The following is a 20,734-nucleotide window of genomic DNA, read 5'->3' on the forward strand; positions in this document are numbered from 1 at the left end:
TGCCGAAATCGAACCGTGCCGACTGGACGGACGCCTCCCGAACTCAAGATGGACTGTCACCTCGGCAAGCCAAAAAGCCGAGTCGTCAATTTGGATTGGAGCGTCGAGGCGGTCGACGTAATATTGGCTACGCCCATTCGGGTGCGGCGGATCTTTGCCCGTTATGAATCTCCGGCGGTGGGGCTTCCCAGCCGCGGCATCCAGATTATTTCGGTGACCGGCGCCGGCATCATTTAACCGCCGCGGGACACGCTTTTCTCGCCGCTGCGCTCGGGCATTGAGCCGGAGGCGCTGAAACTCCGGACCAGCGGCTTGAGCAGCTGCGGCGACAGATAGATCGGGAACTGCGACATCGCGAAATACAGCCACGTCGCGCCCGGCAACACGCCGTCGGTGGCGGCCACCATCAGTCCCATATTGCGCTGGGAAACCATCAGGCCGAGCGCCAGCGCGCGCTCGCGGCCAGCGCGGCGAAAAATCAGCGTGGTGACACCGACCAGGGCGAAGAACACCGCAAAGGCAAGCAGCGTCAGCTCGATCGTCCTGACGGGATCGGCCCAAAAGCCGCCGACCACGTTGCCCATGACCGCGGCGACGAACACGAACAGGATCAGGATATTGAAGCCATCGATGGCGGCCTTGCGCCGCGCGATGGCGGCCGCGCCCACGCTCCCGCGGATCGCGGCCGCCACCAGCAGCGATCCCGCGAGGATCGCGACCAGCTTCAGCCCGAGCCCGAGCGGCGACAGCGTCAGCGCGGCGCCGAAGAAGACATAGGCGAACAGTGGTGCCGTGAACGGTACCAGCGCCGTGCTGGTGACCAGCGTGATCAGCGCCAGCGTCGAGTCCAGCCCCATCACGGCGGCCAGTGCCGGCGCCGCCATCATCGGCGAAGCCACCGCCTGCAGCATCAGCGCCAGGAACAGATCCGGCGAATGCGTATCGAGGCCGGCCGCAAGACAGCTTGCACCTGAAATCAGGGGTACGCCGAGCATGGTCCAGGCGGTGGCCGCGACGACGATGCCCGGCCGGCGCAGATGGTTGCGCAAGGCGCCGAGATCGACGCGCATGAAGGAGATGCAGAGCAAGAGAAAGATCGCTTCGGTGACGAACGGTTTTAACAGTTCGCCGACCGGCGGCACCGCGATGCCGATGAATACCAAAGCGGCGATCGCGCGGGTGCCCTGGCCGCCGAGCCAGGCCAGTGCTCGCACGGGAAAAGCGGCGGTACGTTCCAAAGGGGAGGGCATCTGGCTTTCGAATGGAATGGGCGGTGGGCGATAGCGTGTCGAGCAAGCCCGAGCTGTGCTTGGGAATGCGACCATGCGGCCGCCGCCGCATGGCACAAAGTAACGTCTGGTTACCGTATGTTTCCGGTTGGGGAGGACTCCTGGTTGAGTGATAGCTGCCCGCCGCCTGGTCGTGATATCGTTCGCGCTTTATGACCCGCATTCCCTGCACGGAGTTAAAATATGTTCAGACTGTAAAATATGTTCAGACTGTCCGAATGACGGCTGCGCGTCGCGCGATTTGCGTGACTAAATCGCTCATCGTACGACGTCTGACCCGAGGGAGGAGCCCGGTGCGTTAGTGGCGCACGCCGGGAGCTGTGCGGGGGGCGAGAAGAAATCCTCGTCCCTACCGCGACCATTTGAGGTTGGGCCGGCCGCTCGGCGCTTTTGCGTGTCTCTGACGAGGATAGATGGGAAGCCGAATTTAAATCAGTTCGGAAACGACGACGGGCGGTTCAAGATTTGGAGCCCAACATCCGGTGTCCGCCGCAAACATGCCGAAGGTGTTTCACCAAAGAGGTTTCGATAGGTGACCGAGAAGCGGCCGAGTTCCCAGAACCCGTGGTCGGTTGCAATCCGCGTAACGGTTGCCATCGAGTGGTCCGCGCGCAAGAGCGCTCGGCGGACAAGGTGCATTCTTCGCAACGATAGATAGCGGATCGGGCCCATTCCCAGATGCTGTTCGCAGCAAAAGCGGAGTGTTCGCTCCGCAACGCCAATGGCCGCACAAATTTCCGTCAAGTATAGCGGCCGGTCGGGGTTGGCTTCCAAAAACTCCTCGAAGCGCGTCATGATAGCATCGTGACGACGATCGCCCGGGGTCATTTCTGAAAGCCGGCCCTCGGTAAGGCATCTGACCATAAGGTGCATCAGCTCGTTTTCCAGGGCTCGGGCGACCTCGGGGAGTTCAAGAAGATCAGGGGTCGTTTGGGCCATCTGACCAACCATTTGATGCAGCTTTAACAAGCGCGACATCAAAGCATAGCTTGGCCGAATAAGTGGCTTAAGCGATGATCCGGAAAATTCCTGGCCCGTTATAGCCAGGCATGTTGCATAAAGATCATCGGGCGTCAGGGACATCGACCCCCAATCGCAGTGAGCCTCGGTTCGTCGGTGAACTAGTTCGGTGTCGTTGACGATAATGTCACCGACCGCCACGTCCAAGCCACGGTGCTGCATCGCCGGCTGGTTCGCTTTGGTTAGAAAGCCGATCGGCTTGCGGTCGGCGCTTATCGATCCAACGTAGACCCGCGGTAGGGCTTCATGGGCCCGTTGCATCCACAACCGGTCGAAACTCACTTGCGTCAATTCAGCATAAAAAACCCCCTTGGCCGTCGGAAGAACTTCCAGATCGGCGGCACGAATGGCCGATTGATAGGGAACGGGATCGGCAAATGTGAGAACCTGGCTTGAAGGCACTTCTCTTCTCCGCGCCTGCCGGCTGTCTGCCTCAGCTTACGAAGGGATCTAACCTATAAAACGCCTGGGAAGCGGCAATATGCAAAATCGGCAGAACTTGAAAAACCGTTTTAAATCTTTGGCACGAGTGTACCCATTACACGTGAAAGACATATGATCGTGGGCGGTATCCAGAAACCGGTCCGCCCGTGCCGGGCAGCGCCATCGCTATTCAATCTGCTCGATGCCGGCGCGTTTGATCACGCTCGCCCAGTATGGCGTTTCTTTTTCTGTCAAGTCGGCGAACTCGTCCGGGGTATCGCTTAGTGCCACTTGGCCAATGTCTATCGCTTTCTTCCGCACGTCCGGAGAGGTCATTATCTTCACGGCTTCTCCATAAAGCTTTTCGACAATAGCCGCGGGCGTCCCAACGGGGACAAACAGACCAAACCACACCATGACCTCAAAGCCCGGAAATCCGGCCTCTTCCATGGTCGGAATATCAGGTGCAAATGACGCGCGAGTGCGGGAGGTCACCGCAAGCGGCCTGAGTTTGCCTCCCTGGATCAAAGGCATCGTTGGAGCAGGACTAACGAATGCCATTGTGATCCGCTCGCTCACTAAATCGGTGAGTACCGCCGATGGCCCACGATACGGCACGCCCCGAATGTCGATGTGCGCCATCGACCTCAAGATTTCTGCGGATAGGTGAACGGTCGTCCCGGCGCCCTGGTGCCCATACGTAAGAGCGTTGGGCTGCCTCCGCGCCAAATCGACAAGCTGCTGTACCGATTTCGCGGGGACGCTATTGTTGACCACCAGCAAATTCGGATAGCCGAGAATAAGCGTAACGGGTTTCAGGTCCCTTACGGGATCATACGGTAGCTTCTTGTAAAGCGTCGGATTGATCGTGATGTTGGCTGCCGTCAATATCCCAATGGTGTAACCGTCAGGAGCAGCTTTAGCGATACGATCGGCAGCGATGTTGCCAGCCGCGCCAGTCACGTTCTCGAAGATGACCGGCTTGCCGAGTGCCATCGAAAGCCTGTCGGCAAAGATGCGAGGGATGACATCATTGCCGGGCGGAAAGCCGTAAACCAGGTGAATGGGTCGATCAGGGTAAGCAGATTGTGAGATACCTGGAGATATCCCCGTCACGATAATCGATGCAACAATCAAAAACCGAATTAGGTTCAATTTGATCTCCAAAAAGAAACATTGCCAGGAAGCACGTCCCCTTTTTCCGATCGATGCCCAGCCATCACCTGGAAATGCTTAATTCAAAAAAAGGTGCTGGTCGAATCGCTGACTTGGCAACAATCCCAATCCCAATCCCAATCCCAATCCCAATCGCAGTTGCCCAGCCAGCTCATGTCCGTTCGCTTCGGAATTTCGTCGCTATCGGGGCACAGCGGACTCTGGCAAGCCGTCCATCAGACAGATTTATGGCGGCGCCTTCGGCCAGACGTCGATTTCTATTGCCGCGACATTGGCTTGCTGCAGCAGTTTACCCATGGAAGCCGTGGATGCCGATAGGTCACGGGGCCGTCGGCTTCCTTCAGGCGATGGGCGTGTTCGTGGCCTTCGATCGCACCAAGGCGACGGCATCTTCGACATTGCATTGACAGGTACCTTGCATTAGTATGTACCCTGTTATATATCTTCTCTGATGTCAACGGCTGCCCGGGTGCGATGACCGAAGCGATCCAGATCCAGCTCAAGAAGGGCGCACTCGAATTATGCGTGCTGGCGCTGCTGGCACGGCGGGAAAGCTACGCCTATGAGATCGCGAGCACGCTGGCTGACCGCGTCGGCATGGGGGAAGGGACGATCTACCCGCTGATGCGGCGCATGCAGAATGACGGGCTGGTCGATACCCGCCTGGTGGAGTCGAACAGCGGCCCGCCGCGAAAATATTATCGCCTCACCTCGGTCGGCCGCGCGGCTTTCACAGCCCAGAAGCGCGAGTGGCGGGCGTTCATGGATTCGGTCAACCAGTTGCTGGGAGAAAGCTGATGAACCGCGACGCGTTCCTGTGCATCCTCAGCGATGGTCTCGAGGGGCTTCCGGCCCGCGAGGTCGACGACATCCTTGCCGACTACGTTGCCTATTTCGACGAAGCCCGCGCATCCGGGCGAAGCGAGGAGGAAGTGGCGGCAGCCCTCGGCGATCCCAGGCGGCTGGCGCGGGAATTGCGCGCCGAGAGCGGTTTGCGCCGCTGGGAAAATCACCGCAGCCTCGGCAATTCCGCAACCGTGTTGCTGGCGATTGGCGGACTGGCGGCGGTCGATATCCTGTTCCTGCTGCCGCTGTTGTTCGGCGTAATGCTCGCCATGTTCGTCATGGGGCTGGTGATCTTCGTCCTCGGGATCGTCGGCATCGGGTTGCTGCTCAGCCTCTTCAAGATCGTACACTTCACCTCGATCGCCGCGATGGTGCTGCGCGCCTCGGCGGGCATCGGGCTGATCGCCGGCAGCATGGGCCTGGTCGCGCTGCTCGCGCTCGCGCTCAACGGCGCGGTGAAGATGCTCGGCAACTACGCGCGGCTGCATTACCGGCTGCTGAAGCCGGAACAGCGGCATGCCGCCTGAGCTCTAGCCCCGAAATCGAACTCGGATATGCGGAGGAGGGACGAGGATGATCAACAGACTGCTGCTCGGCTTGATCGGCCTTACGCTCGTGTTGCCGATCGTTCCCGTTGCCGTGATTGCGTTCGACGCACCGGTCTCTCCGCCGCCGATGGTCTCCATGGCGGAATCTCCCAAGCCCATCGGGTCCCCGGAATTTCCCGCACCCCGGCAATTTCGCGCGCGCGACGGCGCCAGCCTGCAATATTACGCCTATCCCGCGGAGACGGACAAAGTCGCCGTCCTGGTCCACGGCTCGGCCGGTCCTGGAACCAGCATGCATGCGCTGGCGGAAAAGTTGCGCGCCGCCGGCGTGAGCGCTTATGTGCTTGACATCAGGGGCCATGGCGGCTCCGGCCGGCGTGGCGACATCGATTACATCGGGCAGATCGATGACGATCTCGCTGACTTTGTCGCCCTGCTCGGGCCGGCGCGGAGCGGCGGAGACCCGCACGCTGGTCGGCTTCTCCGCAGGCGCCGGATTCGTCATCCGCTTCGCGGGGGGCCCGTATGGCGCCCTGTTCGACCGCTACGTCTTTCTTTCCCCGATCCTGCCGGGCTCAGTGGCGTGGCGACCGAACGCCGGCGGCTGGGTCAACATCGCGCTGCCGCGCCTGATCACGATTGCGTATCTCGGCCGCGCGGGAGTCCACTGGTTCGACGGATTTCCGGTCATCAGCTACGCGGTGTCCCGCGATCCCTTGCGCGACACCACCGCCAGCTATTCCTACCGGCTGTCGATGAATTTTGGCGCCGGCCGCTCCTACGAAGCCTATTTGAAAAACCTTCGCCGGCCGGCCGCCATCCTGGTCGGCGATGCCGATGAGCAGGTGGTCGCGGACCAGCTCGCGCCATTGATGCAGCGCCTCGGTGTGGATATCCCGGTCACGATCGTGCCGGGCATGGGGCATGCCGACACGATCGCAAGGCCAGAAGCGCTGCAGGCCGTGGTTCGCGCGATCGGACGCGACCCTTAATAGTTTGGGGCCGGCAAACCTGCCGCCCCCAGTCTCGCCTGGCCTATCGCGTCGATCGACTAGTGCCGGTCGCCGCCGCCATCCCGATCGTGGTCATGACCCCGGTCGAAATCGAACATGTCGAACAGGTCGCCGATCGCCGGCATGTTGACGGGAACATAGGGATTTTCGTCTTCGGCGCGCGGATTGGGCAGGTTATCGCGGCTGCGCTCGCTGAGCTTGCCGAGATACCAGTTCCGTTCGACGAATTTCACGAACGACGAATGTTCGCCATAGACGTGGGTGATGTGACCGCCCCGCGAGAACGGCGAAACCGCGATCATCGGAATCCGCGGCCCGGTGCCGAAGAAATCGACGGGCTGGATGAAGCCGGAGTCATAGAATCCGCCGCCCTCGTCCACGGTGACGAAAATCGCCGTGCTTTCCCACTGCTCCTTGTTGCTCTGGGCAAGCTGGATGATGTTCTTGGTGAATTCCTCGAACAGGTCGAACTTCGACGATGCCGGATGGCCGTCCATGGCGCCGTCCGGCTTGGCGTAGGACACCGCCGGCAAGGTGCCGTTCTTGAGATCGTTGAAGAGATCGGTGACGTCACGCATATGGTCGGCGCGCATCGCCGGATAGTTCACCTGATATTCGAACGGGTTGCAGATGTTGCAATAGATCCCGTCAAGGGGAGCGCCGGTCCCGGAAACATTGTAGGCGCCGCCATAATACTTCCAGGGAATGTGCTTGGCGCTCAAGAGGTCGCCGATGCTGGTCATGGTGACCGGCGGAATGGAACCAGCCCCGCTCGGCGTGCCTTGCGGCGTCCAGGCCGGGTTGACGTTCACCGCGTTGTAATACGCGCCGGGATCGCATTTGGTCTGCACGGGGTAGGGCAGCTTGCCGAGGTAATCCAGGATCGGCTTGATGCCGTGCTGGGTCTGGTCCGAGCAATTGAACCACTGCTTGCGCACCGTGTACTGATTGAGTGTGTTGGGCAGCGGATCGGGGTTGTAGATGCTGCTGGCCGGCGGCGTCACGGCGTGGCCATTGCCGTCGCTGAAGAACACCTGATCGGCGAAGCCCAGCGGCACGCTGTCCGGCCCGGTCCCGCCCATCACCGGCTGATGATAATTGTCGCTCATGGTGTATTCGTCGGCGAGGAATTTCAGATAGGGCACGTCGTTCTTCTGCATGTTGAAGAACGCCATGGTCTGGCCGGTATCGTGTGGCGTGCCACCGGGCGCGGTCGAATAGGTCGTGGTGACGAAGGATTGCAGGTCGTGCAGGCAGCCGGTCGGATTGCCCCTGGAGACGTGCTCCTTGTCGATCGCGCAATCCATCTGCTGGTACATCTGGAAGAACTGATGGATGGTGTCGGCGGTATAGGCGTCATAGGGCATGGTCGGGCCGGTCAGCTGGAATGGCCCGGGCGGCAGGTTGTTGACGTTGGTGATGCGGGTGTCCGGACCTACGCTGACTGGCAAGCCTGTGCCACCGGTGCCGAACAGGAACTGGTCGGCCGCGGGCAGGCCCGGATCGCCGCCCGGGATGCTGAGAATAGGCAAACCTGTCGGGGCTTGAACGCCGCCGAGGTCGGGCGCGGGTAGCTTGGAATACAACGACTTATTAGCGGATCCGGCGCTGATGAAAAAACTTGCGCCATTCGGCGCCGACGTCACCTGAAACTGGTGCGCCCGGTCGAATTTTTCGTCAGGCGTGCCGTCCGCCTTGACGATGTGCTCGGACAAAAGGTTCAACACCCGTTCTTCGCGCGACTTCGGCACGTAGGTGGCGAAGAGGTGGTCAAAGCTGCGATTTTCGCCGACGATGATGATGACATGCTTGATCGGCGAGGCGGTCTTGATCTGATTATTCGCGTCCTCTGCGCGAACACCTGGCGAAAGTGCAAGGGTCGCAAGCGAAACGCCGAGCAGCCCAAACCTGCGCGCAAGCGCTGTTTTCAACATGGCTTTCTCCTGTTGGATTTTGGAAGTGACGACAACAGGAGCGTTCTTATGCGGCGACGATGACGGGCATTTACCGATTGCGTGACATATCCGGAAACATTCGCAGCGTGAGGCCGCCGCCGAGCATCAGACTGTATGTTCGCCTGGCGAAATTGGCGCGGTTTCAGATCGTCATTTCAGCGCCTTGAGCCAGAGGCCGATTTCACACGCCGCGACATTGGCCTGCTGCAGCAGCTTGCCCATGGTGAAGAAGCCGTGGAACTGGCCGGGAAAATGCCGGTACGTCACGGCGACGCCGGCTTCCTTCAGCCGATCGGCGTATTCGTCGCATTCGTCGCGCAGGGGATCGGCGCCCGCGGTCAGCACACAGGCCGGCGGCAGGCCGATCGGCGTCGCGGCGCGCGCGGGCGAGGCGCGCCAGTCCTGCACGTCGGCGGTGCCGTTGAGATAATGGTCGCGGAACCACTTTATGACGGTATGCGTGAGCAGGATGCTCGTCTCCGGCTCGCTGTGCGAGGGATGCGTCATGGCAAAATCGATCGCCGGATAGATCAGCACCTGGCCGGAGATCGCTGGCCCGTTGCCGTCGCGCGCGGCGATCGCCACCACGGCGGCGAGATTGCCGCCGGCGCTGTCGCCGCCGACCGTAAGACGCCCGGCATCGATGCCGAGCTCATTCGCATTTTCGGCGATCCACTTGGTCGCGGCGATGGCGTCGTCGACGGCGGCAGGGAATTTGTGCTCGGGCGCCAGGCGATAGTCGACGGAAATGACAATGAGCTCGCCTTCGTCGGCGAGTTTGCGGCACACCACGTCGTGGGAATCGAGATCGCCGATCACCCAGCCGCCGCCGTGAAAGAACACCAGGCACGGCGCGAGGCCGCCCGATAACCGCGGCGCTTGCGGGGTGTAGACCCGCGCCGGGATGGATCCGTGCGGCGCGGGGATCGAAAGCGGTTCGACCGATTTCAGTTCGGGCGGCTCGGGATTGGTGACGGGCCGGCCGGCCAGATAGAACTCGCGGGCTTCCTGCGGCGTCAGCGTTTCGTAAGGCGGGCGGCCGGCTTCCTGAAATGCCTTGAACACGGCGGCGGCATCGGGATCGAGGGTCACGGGCATGATGGGAAGACCTGTTTGTTGATACATTCTTGTCATTCGGGGCGCGCATTGGCGCGGACTTCGATGTGCAATTGCACATCGGAGAATCTCGCGCTGATAAGCTCTGGATTCCGGGTTCGACGCTTTCGCGTCGCCCCGGAATGACATTCCTTTAGCCAGCGGTCCTCGCGCCATCGACGGTGTAGGCGGAGCCCGAGACATAGCTGGAATCGTCGGAGGCGAGGAACGCCACGATAGAGGCGACCTCGGAGGGCTGTCCGAGCCGGCGCGCCGGGATCCGCTCCACGATCCTGTCGTTCGGGACCGGCGCGTTGCCGGGATTGCGGCCCTGGATGATCGAACTCAGCATCCGGCTGTCGATCAGGCCGGGGCAGACGCAGTTCACCCGCACGTCCGTGCCGGCGCATTCCAGCGCAGCACTCTTGGTGAGCCCGATCACGGCATGCTTGCTGGCGCTGTAGACCGCGATATCGGGCGAGCCGATCAGTCCCGCGATCGATGCGGTGTTGATGATGGAGCCCTTGTTCTGCTTCAGCATCACCGGCAGCACGTGCTTCAGCCCCAGGAACACGCCGACCACGTTGACGTCGATCACCTTGCGAAACGCTTCGAGCGGATATTGTGTGATCGGCCTGATGTCGCCCTCGACGCCGGCATTGTTGTAGAACACGTCGATGGCGCCGAATTTGTCCGTAGCCGCGCGGACATAGTCGGCGACCTCGTCCTCGCTGGTGACGTCGGCCGCAATCGGCAGCGCCTGCGCCGAGGCCGGCAAATCCCTGATCGCGGCTTGGAGGTCGGCTTCCCTGCGGTCGACGGCAACGATGCGCGCGCCGCGTTCGGCCAAGAGCCGAATGGTCGCGGTTCCGATGACGCCGGCCGCGCCGGTGACGACGGCGACCTTGCCATCCAGACGAATTCGATCGGGCATGGGTTTCCTCTTGGCTCGTCCGGTTTGGTCCGGATTTTTTGGGATTCGGCGGGGGGCGCGCAAACCTTGATCGGCGCCGACTATTTCATCCCCGGCGAGGCCTGACCAGTGGTTCGGGGAGGCCAAAACCCGCCCTTTCCCCGCCGTATTCGCCGTGTTAACCGGGTGGCCTGGGAGCGGCGCATAAGCCTGTACTCTGTCGCGAGCCCGATTCGCCTGCTAAAGCCGCGAGATGTTTCGAACCATTACGCTAGCCGGTTTTGCGGTCCTTCTGGCCGCCACCTCGATCTCGCTTGCGCCACCGGCGCGCGCGCAGATTGGCAATATCTTTTCGGATCCGGCGCCGCGTCCGCCCGGGAATGTTCCCCGCGGCAACCAGCAGCAGCAGCAGGCGCCCGACGACGAAGAGGAAGTGCCGGAATTGCCGCAGGGAAGGGTGCTGCCCGCGCCCAACCGGCCGCTGCCGGGGCAGAACGTGCCGCCGCCCGGATCGGTGCAGTCGCAACCGCTGGCGCCGCCCCCCGGCACGTCAGTCGTTCCCCAGAACGTCCCGCCGGGCATCGCCGTGGCGCCGCCGCAGCCCAACCAGGGCGTCGCCGTCGCCCCTCCCGGCGCCAATCCGTTGCCGGGCCAGAAGCAGCCCAAGAGCGTGCCGCAGGCGCCGGCCACCCTGCAGCCGGGCGACGAGGTCGTCACCGAGCCGCCGGCGCAGAAGATCGTCAACAAGAAGGCGAGCTTTTCGGGGCTGGACAAGATTACCGGCCGCATCATCAATTTCGACGAGGATATCGGCGAGACCGTCCAGTTCGGCGCGTTGCGGGTGAAGACGGACGCCTGCTACACGCGCCCCGCCACCGAGGCCGCCAACACCGACGCGTTCGTCGAGGTCGACGAGATCACGCTGCAGGGCGAGGTGAAGCGGATTTTTTCGGGCTGGATGTTCGCGGCGAGTCCCGGCCTGCACGGCGTCGAGCATCCGATCTATGACATCTGGCTGACCGACTGCAAAATCCCCGACACCACCATCGTCACTGCGGCGCCGACCGAGCCGCCGAAGCCGGCATCGGCGCCGCCGCCGCCCGCGCAGAAGCGCGCCGCACCGAAGCAGGCCCCGCGTCCGCCGGCGCCGTTGCCGCAGCAACAGACCCAGCAGCAGCCGCCCCCGCCGCCGCAACCCCCGCCGCAGCAGCCCGGCGGCCTGTTCGGGATTTTCAGGTAGCCGAAGCCGCCAGAGCACCCCGCTTCGGCGCGGGATAGCCAGTGCGCCGGATTTGCCGCAGCCTGCGTTTGAGGAAGATCAACCCGGCGGCTTGCAAGACTGTCTTGGATGCCTGCTATCCTTTCAACCGATCCCGGACGTTTCCGGAAGAAGGCCGCCTGAGGCATCACGCAACGTTCCGAATCCTTTGCTGCACAATTCTGACGAACCCCTCGGGGTTATCTGGAGTTATGACAACAGCTCTAAATATGCCGCCTCGTTTTCTTACCAAGACATATTGAGCAAACGGTCGATTCATTAAATGGAGAGATGGCACGATCCATAGTCTGGCGAAGGAAATAATACTTATACCAGCCTTCAGAAGGGCTGACCGATGATGGCCCAGTCGCGGGCCGCGATCGAGGTGATGCGCCCGGTTTCGGCGAGAAGTTTTCGCCAGGCGTCTTGGCAGGCGTCGAGGATATCGGTGTAGGACGCGAACACGCGGTTGGCGAGATAGGTCTGTCGCAGATACTGCCAGATGTTCTCGGCTGCGTTGAGCTCCGGACAGGCGGGTGGCAGCGGCACGAGGGTGACATTGGCAGGTGGCTTTAGTTTGCGCGTCGTGTGCCATCCGGCCTTGTCGAGGATCAGCAGCGCATGCGCGCCGGGCGCGACGGCCTTGCCGATGGCGTCGAGATGCGCCTGCATGGCCTCGGTGTCGGCTTGCGGCATGATGAGGGCGACGCCGGTGTCGCGGCTCGCACAGACGGCGCCGAACACATAGGCGTTCTCGTAGCGCTGATCCTTGGGCTGCCGCGGCCGTGATCCCTTCTTGGCCCATTGGTAGACGAGGCTGTTCTTCTGGCCGACCCGCATCTCGTCCTGGAACCAGACCTCAATCGGCGTTTCCGGGGCGAGTTTGGTCACGATCGCCGCGACCTGCGTAGGAAAGTTTTTTTAAATGCCGCGATCGTCTCCGGATCCTGCACGGGATGGCGCGGCCGGGCGCTGATGTGCGAGAAGCCGAGCTTCTTGAGCGCGCGCCCCAGGCTCACCTCCGACAGATCGACACCGAAACGCTGTCCGAGAACACGCTTCAGGTCGACGCAGCGCCAGCGTACGACCCCATCCTTCTCCGGGTCGGGGCCGGTCTCGACGAGCTGCTTCAATGCATCTTTCTGCTCGTCGGAGAGCTTCGACGGCCGCCCGGTCGGCTTGATGTCGATCAGACCGTCAGGCCCGTACTGGTTGAAGCGGTGCGGCCAGTCCCGCAGCGTCTGCCGGTCCATGCCGCCGATCCGGGCCGCCTCGGTGCGGTTCATCCCGTCGCGAATCGCCGCCAGCGCCAGCAGCCGTCGCGCCTGCGCGGCATCCTTCACCTTCGCCGCGAGCCGACGCAGCTCATCCGCCTCGAAATCCTCCCGTAGACCGACCGCCGCGCCCATCGCCGACCTCCCGAATCAATCCAGTCGGTCATAAATGAATCACGCCGGCGCCAGCTTTTCAAAAAAGAGTCAGACCTTCCGAAGGCTGGTATTATATCCGAGATATCGTCGAACGAGGATTTCCAGACGCGGAAACATCCGAACAGTGTGTACTCTATCGAATCGCCCGTAATTCTGTATTTCCCAAGAAGAGGTCCGGCAAGCTGGCTGCTGCCCAAAACGATTACCAGCAAGGCGAGGATGGCAAGAATAACTTGGCCGGTCGTTGTCATTTTTGGAGCGCCGGAAACACGGTAGAGTTTATTGGATGCGTTGAGACTGACACTCCGCCGCCGCCGACGCGAGTAAAAAGCGAAAGTGGCTTTTATGATCGCTCCTGACCAAGATGCGCTGCACCGCGTCCGCAGTACGATGCTGTTCACTCGCGCGTGGCAACAATCCCCAGGGCCCGTTCGCCGCTGATGGGCGGATCGAACGGCAATCTGCAAAAATCCGCTTCGCCCATGATCGCGCGGTCGAGCAGGGCGGTGTAGCGGCGGCGCGGGATCTCGATCGCGCCAAAGCTGCGCAGATGCTCGGTGACATATTGCGTGTCCAGGAGTTCGAAACCGCCGGCGATCAGCCGCGCCACCAGATGGACCAGCGCCACTTTCGAGGCGTCGCGGACGCGATGAAACATGCTCTCGCCGAAGAAGGCGCGGCCGAGGCTGACGCCGTAGAGTCCGCCGGCAAGATCGTCGTCCTGCCAGACCTCGACGCTGTGGGCGTGGCCGAGTTCGTGCAGACCGACATAGAGATCCCGGATGCGCTTGTTGATCCAGGTGTCGTCGCGGCCCGTTTGCGGCGCGGCGCAGCCGGAGATCACCGCCTTGAACGCCTTGTTGATGGTGACGGTGAAGGCATCGGAACGCACGGTGCGCTTCAGCCGCGAGGAGACGCGAAAACTGTCGAGCGGTATCACGCCGCGCAATTCCGGCTCGACCCAGAACAGGGTCGGATCGTCGGCGCTCTCGGCCATCGGGAAGATGCCGCAGGCGTAAGCGCGCAGCAGGACTTCGGGCGTGATCTCGGAGGCGGCGGAGTCGCGTGACGTCATGGCCGGCAGAATAGCAGGGGGAGGGCCGCTCCGGCTAGCTCGCCGAGCTGCAGCCGGGTTGCGGCGCTGGCTTGCTGATCCGGCGGAACCGCAGCACGATCCGGGTGCCGGCATGGTCCGGATCGCGTTCGACGCTGGCCTCCAGCTTGGAGGCCATGGCGCTGACGATGCGCTGGCCCATCCCTGTCGAACGCGGATCGATCTTGACGTTGAGGCCGACGCCCTCGTCGGCAATCGACATCACGATATCGTCGCCCTGCGCGGTGAGGTCGACGTGAATAGGCCCCGCGCCGTCGGGATAGGCGTATTTGACGGCGTTCATTACGAGCTCATTGACGATGATGCCGATCGCGACCGCCCGGTCCGGATCGATCTCGACCGGCTCGGCCTTCAAGGTCAGCCGCGACATCCGGTTGCCCTCGGCGGAGCGCCGAAGATCCTCGAGCAGGGCATCGAGATACTGGTTGAGCAGCACGTTCTTAAGGTCGTGGGAGGTATAGAGCCGGCGGTGAACCTGCGCCACCGCGGCGACCCGCCCCATGGCGTTGGTGAGCGCCGCCTTGACGTCCTCCTGGGTGGTCGAATTGGCCTGCAGATGCAGCAGCGAGGCGATGATCTGGAGCGAGTTGCCGACGCGGTGGTTGACCTCGCGCAGCAGCACCTCGCGCTCGGCAGCGAGCGCGGCATAGCGGTCGCGCGAAGCGTGGACCTCGGCCTCCGCCTCGTCCCGCGCTCTTTGAATCTGCGCCTGGCGCAGCGCGCCCTCGACCGCGACCTGCAGCAGCGGGATGAAGTCGCCCTGCGCGTCCTTGACCAGATAATCGGCGGCGCCGGCCTTCAGCGCGGTGACAGCGATCGAGGAATCCTGCGCGGCCGTGACGAACACCACCGGCGGCGCATTGGGGATCGCCATGATCCGCTCCAGCGTTTCCAGCCCGTCGAGGCCGGGCATGAATTGATCGAGCGCGACGACGTCGATGCCGCCCTGCTGCAGGCGCTCCAGGCCCTCCGCGCCGTCCCGGGCATGCACCACCTTGAAGCCGAGCCGCATCAGGCCGCGGTCGACCAGCCGGGCGAGCCCCGCATCGTCGTCGATATACAGCAGAGTTGGGATCGGAGTTGTCATGTGGCGGCTGACGGAACCTGGATGACGGAGAAGAACAGGCCGAGCTGGCGAATGGCGTTGGCAAAACTCTCGTAGTTCACCGGCTTGGTGATGTAGACGTTGCAGCCGAGTTCATAGCAGCGCTTGATTTCCTGGGAATCGTCTGTGGTGGTGAGCACCACGACGGGGGCGCACTTCAGATATTTATTCTCCTTGACCCGCCGCAAGATGTCGATGCCGGTCATATCGGGCAGATTGAGGTCGAGCAGGATCAGAAGCGCCTTGCCCTTGTGATCGATCCCAGAGCCGTCGCTGCCGAACAGATAGCTCACGGCCGCCGTGCCGTTGGTGAACGGCAGGATGTCGTTGTTGACGCCGGACCGGCGGATGTTCCGCTCGATCAGCCTTGCGTGGCCCTCGTCGTCCTCGATCATGATGATGACAACTGGTTTGTTCATGTATCTCTATTCCGGTTACTGGCTGCCCATTGGATAGGCAGCGTGATCGTGAAGGTGCTGCCGTTGTTAAGCTCCGATTCTACCGACATGGTTCCACCGAGGCGACGCACCAGGGCGCGAACATGGGCCAGCCCGATGCCCTGTCCCGGCCTGTCCTGGGTACCAGCGCGACGAAACAGGTCGAAAATGCGCTGGTGGTCCTTGGGGTCGATGCCGCGTCCATTATCCGCGATCTCGAAGATTGCAAATCCCAGCTTGGTGCGGCCGCGGATCGTGATGTCGCCGGGCACGCCCGGCCTGAGGTACTTTAGCGCGTTGTCGATCAGATTGGAGAATATCTGTTCCAGCGCGAGGCGGTCGGAGACGATGTCGGGCAGCGGCTCGATGCGAATCTGGGCCTCGGCCTCGGCGGCCTGATGCGCCACCGTCGTGACGATGGCTTCGATCAGTTCGCGGGTATCAATCCGCACCGGCTCGAACTCGCGCCGGCCCTCGCGGGTGAGGTTGAGGATCGCCGATATCAGCCGGTCCATCTTGGCGATCGAGGATTTGATGAAGCCCAGAGCTTCGGAGAAATCCTGCGAGAGCTGCTTGTCTTCTGCCTCGAGCGCCGGCTCGGCGTCGCCCGTAAGCACCGGCACGGGGGCTGCGCCCGCAGCATGGCCGAGCGCGGCGATCCGCCTGAAGATGTCGGTGCGCAATTCATCGAGCTCGCTGGTGAAGCCCATGATGTTGACCAGCGGCGAGCGCAGATCGTGGCTCACGATATAGGCGAAGCGCTGGATCTCGTTATTGGCCTCGCGGAGGTCGGCGGTGCGCTCGTCGACGGTTGCCTCCAGATTGAGGTTATTGTCGCGCAACAGGGTCTCGGCCTCGTCGCGCGCGCGCGCCGAACGGCGCACCAGGAAGATCGAGATGGCGGCGAGCGCGATCACCAGCGCCGAGCCTGCGATGGTCACCAGCGAGGCCAAAGTCTGCGTTCTATCGGCGTTGGCGGTGCGCCGTGCGAACAGCCGCTCCTCTTCGGCGCGCATGGCTATCGCAACGTCGCGAATTGATCCGGAGGTGTCGCCCACGGCGGCCTCGCGCACCAGCGCCACCGCGCCGGCGGGCTGGCCCTGTTTGACGAATTCTAACTCTTTGGCGAACTGGCTGAGCCGGTCCTGGACGGCCGTCCGCAATTTGCCGACATTTTCGACCTGAACCGGATTGTCGCTGGTCAACTGCCCGAGCTTGTCGACGTCGGGAATGATGCCCGCCACCGCCGCGTGGTGGTCGCTCAAGAACTCCGGCCCGAGCGTCAGCAGGTAGCCGCGCGCGGCGCTTTCGGCCCGGCGAATTTCCAGGAGCACGGCGTTGATCTGGTTTTCCACCTCGATCGTGTGCACCACGAGGCCGTTGTCTTCGCGCGCCTGGTTGACCAGAACGACGGAGGTCGTGCTGATCGCGACCAGCACCAAAAATCCCGCTGCAAGCAGCAGGATTTGCCCAATGGCGCGCCGGCGCGCAGCGTCAGCCGTCACAACAATCTCGCGTCACGAGCTCACGGAATTCAAGCAGTCCCCCGGATGGGAAAGGCCCTCCCAACCGCCTAAACGCCGGTCCGGGCAATGGGTTCCAGCCCCCTGGGCTATTTTTCCGTGATTACGGCTTGGCCTCCGCCTGGCCGGCCAGATACTGCTCGAGCCAGTGGATATGGTAGTCGCCGTCGATGATGGCGGGCTCGCGGACCAGCGCCCGGAACAGCGGCAGCGTGGTCTCAATACCCTCCACCACCATCTCGTCGAGCGCCCGGCGCAGCCGCATCAGGCACTCCTGGCGGGTCTTGCCATGGACGATCAGCTTGCCGACCAGCGAATCATAGTAGGGCGGGATGACATAGCCCTGATAGACCGCCGAATCGATCCGCACGCCGAGTCCGCCAGGCGGGTGGTATTGCTGGATCTTGCCGGGCGAGGGCCGGAAGCTGACGGGGTTTTCGGCGTTGACGCGGCATTCGATGGAGTGGCCGTTGATGACGACCTCTTCCTGCGTCACCGGCAGGTCGCCGCCGGCGGCGATGCGGATCTGCTCCAGCACGAGGTCGATGTCGGTGATCATCTCGGTGACGGGATGCTCGACCTGGATGCGGGTGTTCATCTCGATGAAGTAGAATTCGCCGTCCTCGTAGAGGAATTCCACGGTGCCGACGCCGAGATATTTCATCTCCTGCATCGCCTTGGCGCAGGTCGCGCCGATCTTCTGGCGCGCCGCGGCATCGAGCGCGGGCGAGGGGCCTTCTTCCCAGACCTTCTGGTGCCGCCGCTGCAGCGAGCAGTCGCGCTCGCCGAGATGGATTGCGCCGCCGCGGCCGTCGCCGAGCACCTGGATCTCGATGTGGCGCGGCTTCTGCAGGTATTTTTCCAGATAGACCGAGGCGTCGCCGAAGGCCGACTTGGCTTCGTTGGAGGCGGTCGACAGCGCCAGCATCAGGTCCTCTTCGGTCTGCGCTACCTTCATGCCGCGTCCCCCGCCGCCCGAGGCCGCCTTGACCAATACCGGGAAGCCGATGGTCTTCGCGATCGCCATGGCGTCGTCGTCGGGGCCGACCGCGCCGTCCGAGCCCGGCACCACGGGTATGCCGAGCTTCCTGGCGGTCTTCTTGGCCTCGATCTTGTCGCCCATCAGGCGGATGTGTGCGGCCTTGGGTCCGATGAAATGCAGATTGTGCTCGGCGAGGATCTCGGCGAAGCGGGCGTTTTCCGACAGAAAGCCGTAGCCGGGATGCACCGCATCCGCGCCGGTGATCTCGCAGGCCGCCAATAGCGCGGGCACGTTGAGATAGCTGTCCTTCGACGGCGGCGGCCCGATGCAGACGCTCTCGTCGGCCAGGCGCACATGCATGGCGTCGGCGTCGGCGGTGGAATGCACCGCGACGGTGGCGATGCCGAGCTCCTTGCACGCGCGCAGCACGCGCAGGGCAATCTCGCCGCGATTGGCTATGAGAATCTTGTCGAACATGGCATCCCAAGTGGCGAGTAGCGAATGGCGAATGGCGGGAGCAGGATTATTCGCTATTCGCTACTCGCCATTCGCGCTCTTACTCAATAATCACCAGCGGCTCGCCGAATTCGACCGGCTGGCCGTCCTCGACGAGAATCTGCGTCACGGTGCCCGCGCGCGGTGACGGAATCTGGTTCATCGTCTTCATCGCTTCGATGATCAGCAGCGTCTGTCCGACCGTCACCTTGGTGCCGACTTCGATGAAAGGCTTGGCGCCGGGCTCCGACGCCCAATAGGCGGTGCCGACCATGGGCGAGGGCACCACGCCCGGGTGCTTGGCGAGGTCGGCCACGGCGGCAGGCGTTACGGCCGCTGCCGCCGGTCCGGCCGCGGCGGGCAGATAGCCCACAGGCACCGACGCCGCGATGCTGACGTTGCGCGCGACCCGCACCCGCAGGCCGGCACGCTCGATCTCGATCTCCGTGAGACTGGTTTCGTCCAGCAGCAAAGCGAGTTCGCGGATGAGCGCGCTGTCGTCGCTCCTGGCGTCGCTCTTTGGTTTTGCGGCTGTCTTGTCGTCAGGCTGGCGCGCCATGATCTGGATCCGGAACTTTCTTGACGGGGATTGGGGGCGGAGATGTCAGGCTTTTGCCTTGGCGCCGATCTTGGCGGCAAGACCAGAGATCGCGAGGCGGTAGCCGTCGATGCCGAAGCCGCACAGCGTCGCGAACGCGGCGCGCGCGGTGAAGGAATGGTGACGGAAACTCTCGCGGGCGTAAATGTTGCTGACGTGCACTTCGACGGTGGGAATCTTCACCGCCACCAGCGCGTCATGCAGCGCGATCGAGGTGTGCGAATAGCCGCCGGCATTGATGACGATCCCGGCGGCCCTCTTGGCATGGGCCTCGTGGATGAAATCGATCAGTTCGCCCTCGCGGTTGGACTGCCGGCAATCCGCCTTCAGCCCGAACTGCGCCGAGGTGTCGGCGCACAGCTTCTCGACATCGGCGAGCGTCGCATGGCCGTAGGTCTCGGGCTCACGGGTCCCCAGCAGATTGAGGTTCGGGCCGTTAAGCACGTAGATCGTCTCGGCAGGGCTCTTGTCGGCAAGGCTTTTGGCCATTCAAATCCCGGCAATGTGGGCTGTGGGTGGCCGGGGTTATAGGTAACAACCGGTCCAAGGGGAAGCCTTTAGGGCGTCCTGGGCCACCCTCAAATGCCTCATCCAATTCATAAAAACCTGTGCAGAACCTGCGGAAATCGCTGGTTAACCAAGGTTAAAAGCAGGCCGGGCCTGCCCCAGGCTCGTGGTCGCCGCCGATTTCCCGAACCGCTGCGCGAAACGAAAAGGAACGGGGCAGGCATTGTTGCCCGCCCCGAACTTGTCGCAGCGGCTGGATTTAGGCTTCCAGCACGGCCACGATCTCGAGCGTGCGGGGGTTCACCACGATGATCTGATCGCGGACCAGGAAGAATTCGTAACCGCGCCACTCCGGATAAACCGTCACGACTTCGGCCGGAAGCGGGTGGAACGATACGTCGCGTGGCACGCGGCCGCCGATCGAGATCGAGAAGTTGACGTTGTTGACGGGCGCGACGTGCTGGTCACGGATCACGGTGGTGATCTTGGTGCGCTGCTCGGTCGACAGCTTCGCGCCGGCGCCGGCCTGACCGGTGGTGGTCTGCGACCTGGTTTCGCTGCCCTTCGTTTCCGCATTCATCCTGCTGTTGCGGTCTTCGCGGCCCTCGGCCTTCATGTTGCCGCCGCGGTCCTCACGGCCTTCGGCCTTCATGTCCTTGGCGCGATCGTTATCCGAGCTCATGCTCTTCGACTTCTGCATGTCCTCGGCGCGATCGTTCTTGGTACCAGAAGGCGATTTCTGCTCGGACTGGGTGGCCTTCATGCCCGACGCAGACCTGGTCGCGTCAGGGGATTTCGATTCCGTGGATTCGTGGCTCATCTGGCCCGCGGAAGAACCGGCGGAAGACGGCCCCGACGACGGCGCGCTCTGCTGCATGGTGGAACCACCCGACGATCCCTCGCGGTTCATTCCGGTTCCCTGCGCATTGGCGAAGCCGGTGCCGGCGATCAGTGCCAGCGCGGCGACCGAAATCATAAAGCGATTACTCATTTGAATTTCTCCTCAC

The 20,734-nt window shown here is 62.8% G+C and carries 20 protein-coding genes and 1 pseudogene; 6 read left to right on the forward strand and 15 right to left on the reverse strand.

What is annotated here, in order from left to right; translation table 11 throughout:
- Positions 1 to 48: 48 nt before the first annotated feature.
- Complete coding sequence (locus tag B5525_RS44580) at positions 49 to 237, forward strand: hypothetical protein (protein WP_154073504.1); 189 nt, start codon at positions 49 to 51, stop codon at positions 235 to 237.
- On the opposite strand, the gene B5525_RS29430 is transcribed toward B5525_RS44580, so the two are convergent.
- The 3 genes from B5525_RS29430 to B5525_RS29440 form a co-directional block, all read right to left on the reverse strand.
- Positions 234 to 1,250: a Na+-dependent transporter gene (locus tag B5525_RS29430; protein ID WP_079569135.1), complete on the reverse strand. Its 1,017-nt coding sequence runs from the start codon at positions 1,248 to 1,250 to the stop codon at positions 234 to 236. The genes B5525_RS44580 and B5525_RS29430 overlap by 4 nt on opposite strands.
- A 471-nt stretch (positions 1,251 to 1,721) precedes the next feature.
- Entirely contained in the window at positions 1,722 to 2,711 is a 990-nt protein-coding gene (locus B5525_RS29435; protein ID WP_154073505.1) for an AraC family transcriptional regulator, read from the reverse strand.
- A 207-nt stretch (positions 2,712 to 2,918) separates the two neighbouring features.
- The gene (locus B5525_RS29440) at positions 2,919 to 3,887 is read right to left on the reverse strand and encodes a Bug family tripartite tricarboxylate transporter substrate binding protein (RefSeq protein ID WP_154073506.1); all 969 of its coding nucleotides are present in this window, start codon (positions 3,885 to 3,887) and stop codon (positions 2,919 to 2,921) included.
- A gap of 495 nt (positions 3,888 to 4,382) precedes the next feature.
- On the opposite strand from B5525_RS29440, the gene B5525_RS29445 reads away from it, so the two are divergent.
- The 4 genes and pseudogenes from B5525_RS29445 to B5525_RS45535 all read left to right on the forward strand — a co-directional run bounded on the left by B5525_RS29445 (position 4,383) and on the right by B5525_RS45535 (position 6,294).
- Complete coding sequence (locus B5525_RS29445) at positions 4,383 to 4,706, forward strand: PadR family transcriptional regulator (protein WP_079569138.1); 324 nt, start codon at positions 4,383 to 4,385, stop codon at positions 4,704 to 4,706.
- Entirely contained in the window at positions 4,706 to 5,281 is a 576-nt protein-coding gene (locus tag B5525_RS29450; protein WP_079569139.1) for a DUF1700 domain-containing protein, read from the forward strand. The genes B5525_RS29445 and B5525_RS29450 overlap by 1 nt, the downstream gene beginning before the upstream one ends.
- A gap of 313 nt (positions 5,282 to 5,594) precedes the next feature.
- Positions 5,595 to 5,699 (forward strand): annotated as a pseudogene (locus tag B5525_RS47975) (alpha/beta hydrolase); the annotation flags it as partial.
- A 10-nt stretch (positions 5,700 to 5,709) separates the two neighbouring features.
- Entirely contained in the window at positions 5,710 to 6,294 is a 585-nt protein-coding gene (locus tag B5525_RS45535; protein WP_172899998.1) for an alpha/beta fold hydrolase, read from the forward strand.
- A 59-nt stretch (positions 6,295 to 6,353) separates the two neighbouring features.
- Here B5525_RS45535 and B5525_RS29465 read toward each other — a convergent pair whose 3' ends face one another.
- The 3 genes from B5525_RS29465 to B5525_RS29475 all read right to left on the reverse strand — a co-directional run bounded on the left by B5525_RS29465 (position 6,354) and on the right by B5525_RS29475 (position 10,299).
- The gene (locus tag B5525_RS29465) at positions 6,354 to 8,249 is read right to left on the reverse strand and encodes an alkaline phosphatase family protein (protein ID WP_079569142.1); all 1,896 of its coding nucleotides are present in this window, start codon (positions 8,247 to 8,249) and stop codon (positions 6,354 to 6,356) included.
- Positions 8,250 to 8,420: 171 nt separating this feature from the next.
- A complete protein-coding gene (locus tag B5525_RS29470) occupies positions 8,421 to 9,368 on the reverse strand; it encodes an alpha/beta hydrolase (RefSeq protein WP_079569143.1) in 948 nt (315 codons plus the stop codon).
- A 151-nt stretch (positions 9,369 to 9,519) separates the two neighbouring features.
- Positions 9,520 to 10,299, reverse strand: a complete 780-nt coding sequence (locus tag B5525_RS29475; RefSeq protein WP_079569144.1) for an SDR family NAD(P)-dependent oxidoreductase — start codon at positions 10,297 to 10,299, stop codon at positions 9,520 to 9,522.
- A 232-nt stretch (positions 10,300 to 10,531) separates the two neighbouring features.
- Here B5525_RS29475 and B5525_RS29480 point away from each other — a divergent pair, with 232 nt between their 5' ends.
- The gene (locus tag B5525_RS29480) at positions 10,532 to 11,518 is read left to right on the forward strand and encodes a DUF2155 domain-containing protein (RefSeq protein WP_079569145.1); all 987 of its coding nucleotides are present in this window, start codon (positions 10,532 to 10,534) and stop codon (positions 11,516 to 11,518) included.
- Positions 11,519 to 11,875: 357 nt separating this feature from the next.
- Here the strand turns inward: B5525_RS29480 and B5525_RS29485 are convergent.
- The 9 genes from B5525_RS29485 to B5525_RS29525 all read right to left on the reverse strand — a co-directional run bounded on the left by B5525_RS29485 (position 11,876) and on the right by B5525_RS29525 (position 20,718).
- Positions 11,876 to 12,945 (reverse strand): IS630 family transposase gene (locus B5525_RS29485; protein WP_154073507.1). Its coding sequence is split into 2 segments (ribosomal slippage): positions 11,876 to 12,459 and positions 12,459 to 12,945, totalling 1,071 coding nucleotides; the frame shifts between segments, so codons are not numbered across the junction.
- A 418-nt stretch (positions 12,946 to 13,363) separates the two neighbouring features.
- Positions 13,364 to 14,041 carry a leucyl/phenylalanyl-tRNA--protein transferase gene (gene aat / locus B5525_RS29490; RefSeq protein ID WP_079569146.1) on the reverse strand — a complete coding sequence of 226 codons (678 nt, stop codon included), beginning with the start codon at positions 14,039 to 14,041 and terminating at the stop codon, positions 13,364 to 13,366.
- 34 nt (positions 14,042 to 14,075) lie between these two features.
- A complete protein-coding gene (locus B5525_RS29495; protein WP_079569147.1) occupies positions 14,076 to 15,167 on the reverse strand; it encodes a sensor histidine kinase in 1,092 nt (363 codons plus the stop codon).
- Complete coding sequence (locus B5525_RS29500) at positions 15,164 to 15,604, reverse strand: response regulator (protein WP_079569148.1); 441 nt, start codon at positions 15,602 to 15,604, stop codon at positions 15,164 to 15,166. Before B5525_RS29500 ends, B5525_RS29495 begins: the two co-directional genes overlap by 4 nt.
- Positions 15,601 to 17,127 (reverse strand): sensor histidine kinase, encoded by a 1,527-nt coding sequence (locus B5525_RS29505; protein ID WP_079569149.1) that lies wholly within the window; start codon positions 17,125 to 17,127, stop codon positions 15,601 to 15,603. Before B5525_RS29505 ends, B5525_RS29500 begins: the two co-directional genes overlap by 4 nt.
- 121 nt (positions 17,128 to 17,248) lie before the next feature.
- Positions 17,249 to 18,604, reverse strand: a complete 1,356-nt coding sequence (gene accC, locus B5525_RS29510) for an acetyl-CoA carboxylase biotin carboxylase subunit (RefSeq protein ID WP_079569150.1) — start codon at positions 18,602 to 18,604, stop codon at positions 17,249 to 17,251.
- A gap of 79 nt (positions 18,605 to 18,683) precedes the next feature.
- Positions 18,684 to 19,181: an acetyl-CoA carboxylase biotin carboxyl carrier protein gene (gene accB / locus B5525_RS29515; RefSeq protein WP_079569151.1), complete on the reverse strand. Its 498-nt coding sequence runs from the start codon at positions 19,179 to 19,181 to the stop codon at positions 18,684 to 18,686.
- A 45-nt stretch (positions 19,182 to 19,226) separates the two neighbouring features.
- A complete protein-coding gene (aroQ, locus tag B5525_RS29520; protein WP_079569152.1) occupies positions 19,227 to 19,709 on the reverse strand; it encodes a type II 3-dehydroquinate dehydratase in 483 nt (160 codons plus the stop codon).
- 277 nt (positions 19,710 to 19,986) lie between these two features.
- Positions 19,987 to 20,718: a DUF1236 domain-containing protein gene (locus B5525_RS29525; RefSeq protein ID WP_079569153.1), complete on the reverse strand. Its 732-nt coding sequence runs from the start codon at positions 20,716 to 20,718 to the stop codon at positions 19,987 to 19,989.
- Positions 20,719 to 20,734 lie beyond the last annotated feature (16 nt).

Source organism: Bradyrhizobium erythrophlei (assembly GCF_900129505.1).
GTDB lineage: Bacteria > Pseudomonadota > Alphaproteobacteria > Rhizobiales > Xanthobacteraceae > Bradyrhizobium > Bradyrhizobium erythrophlei_D.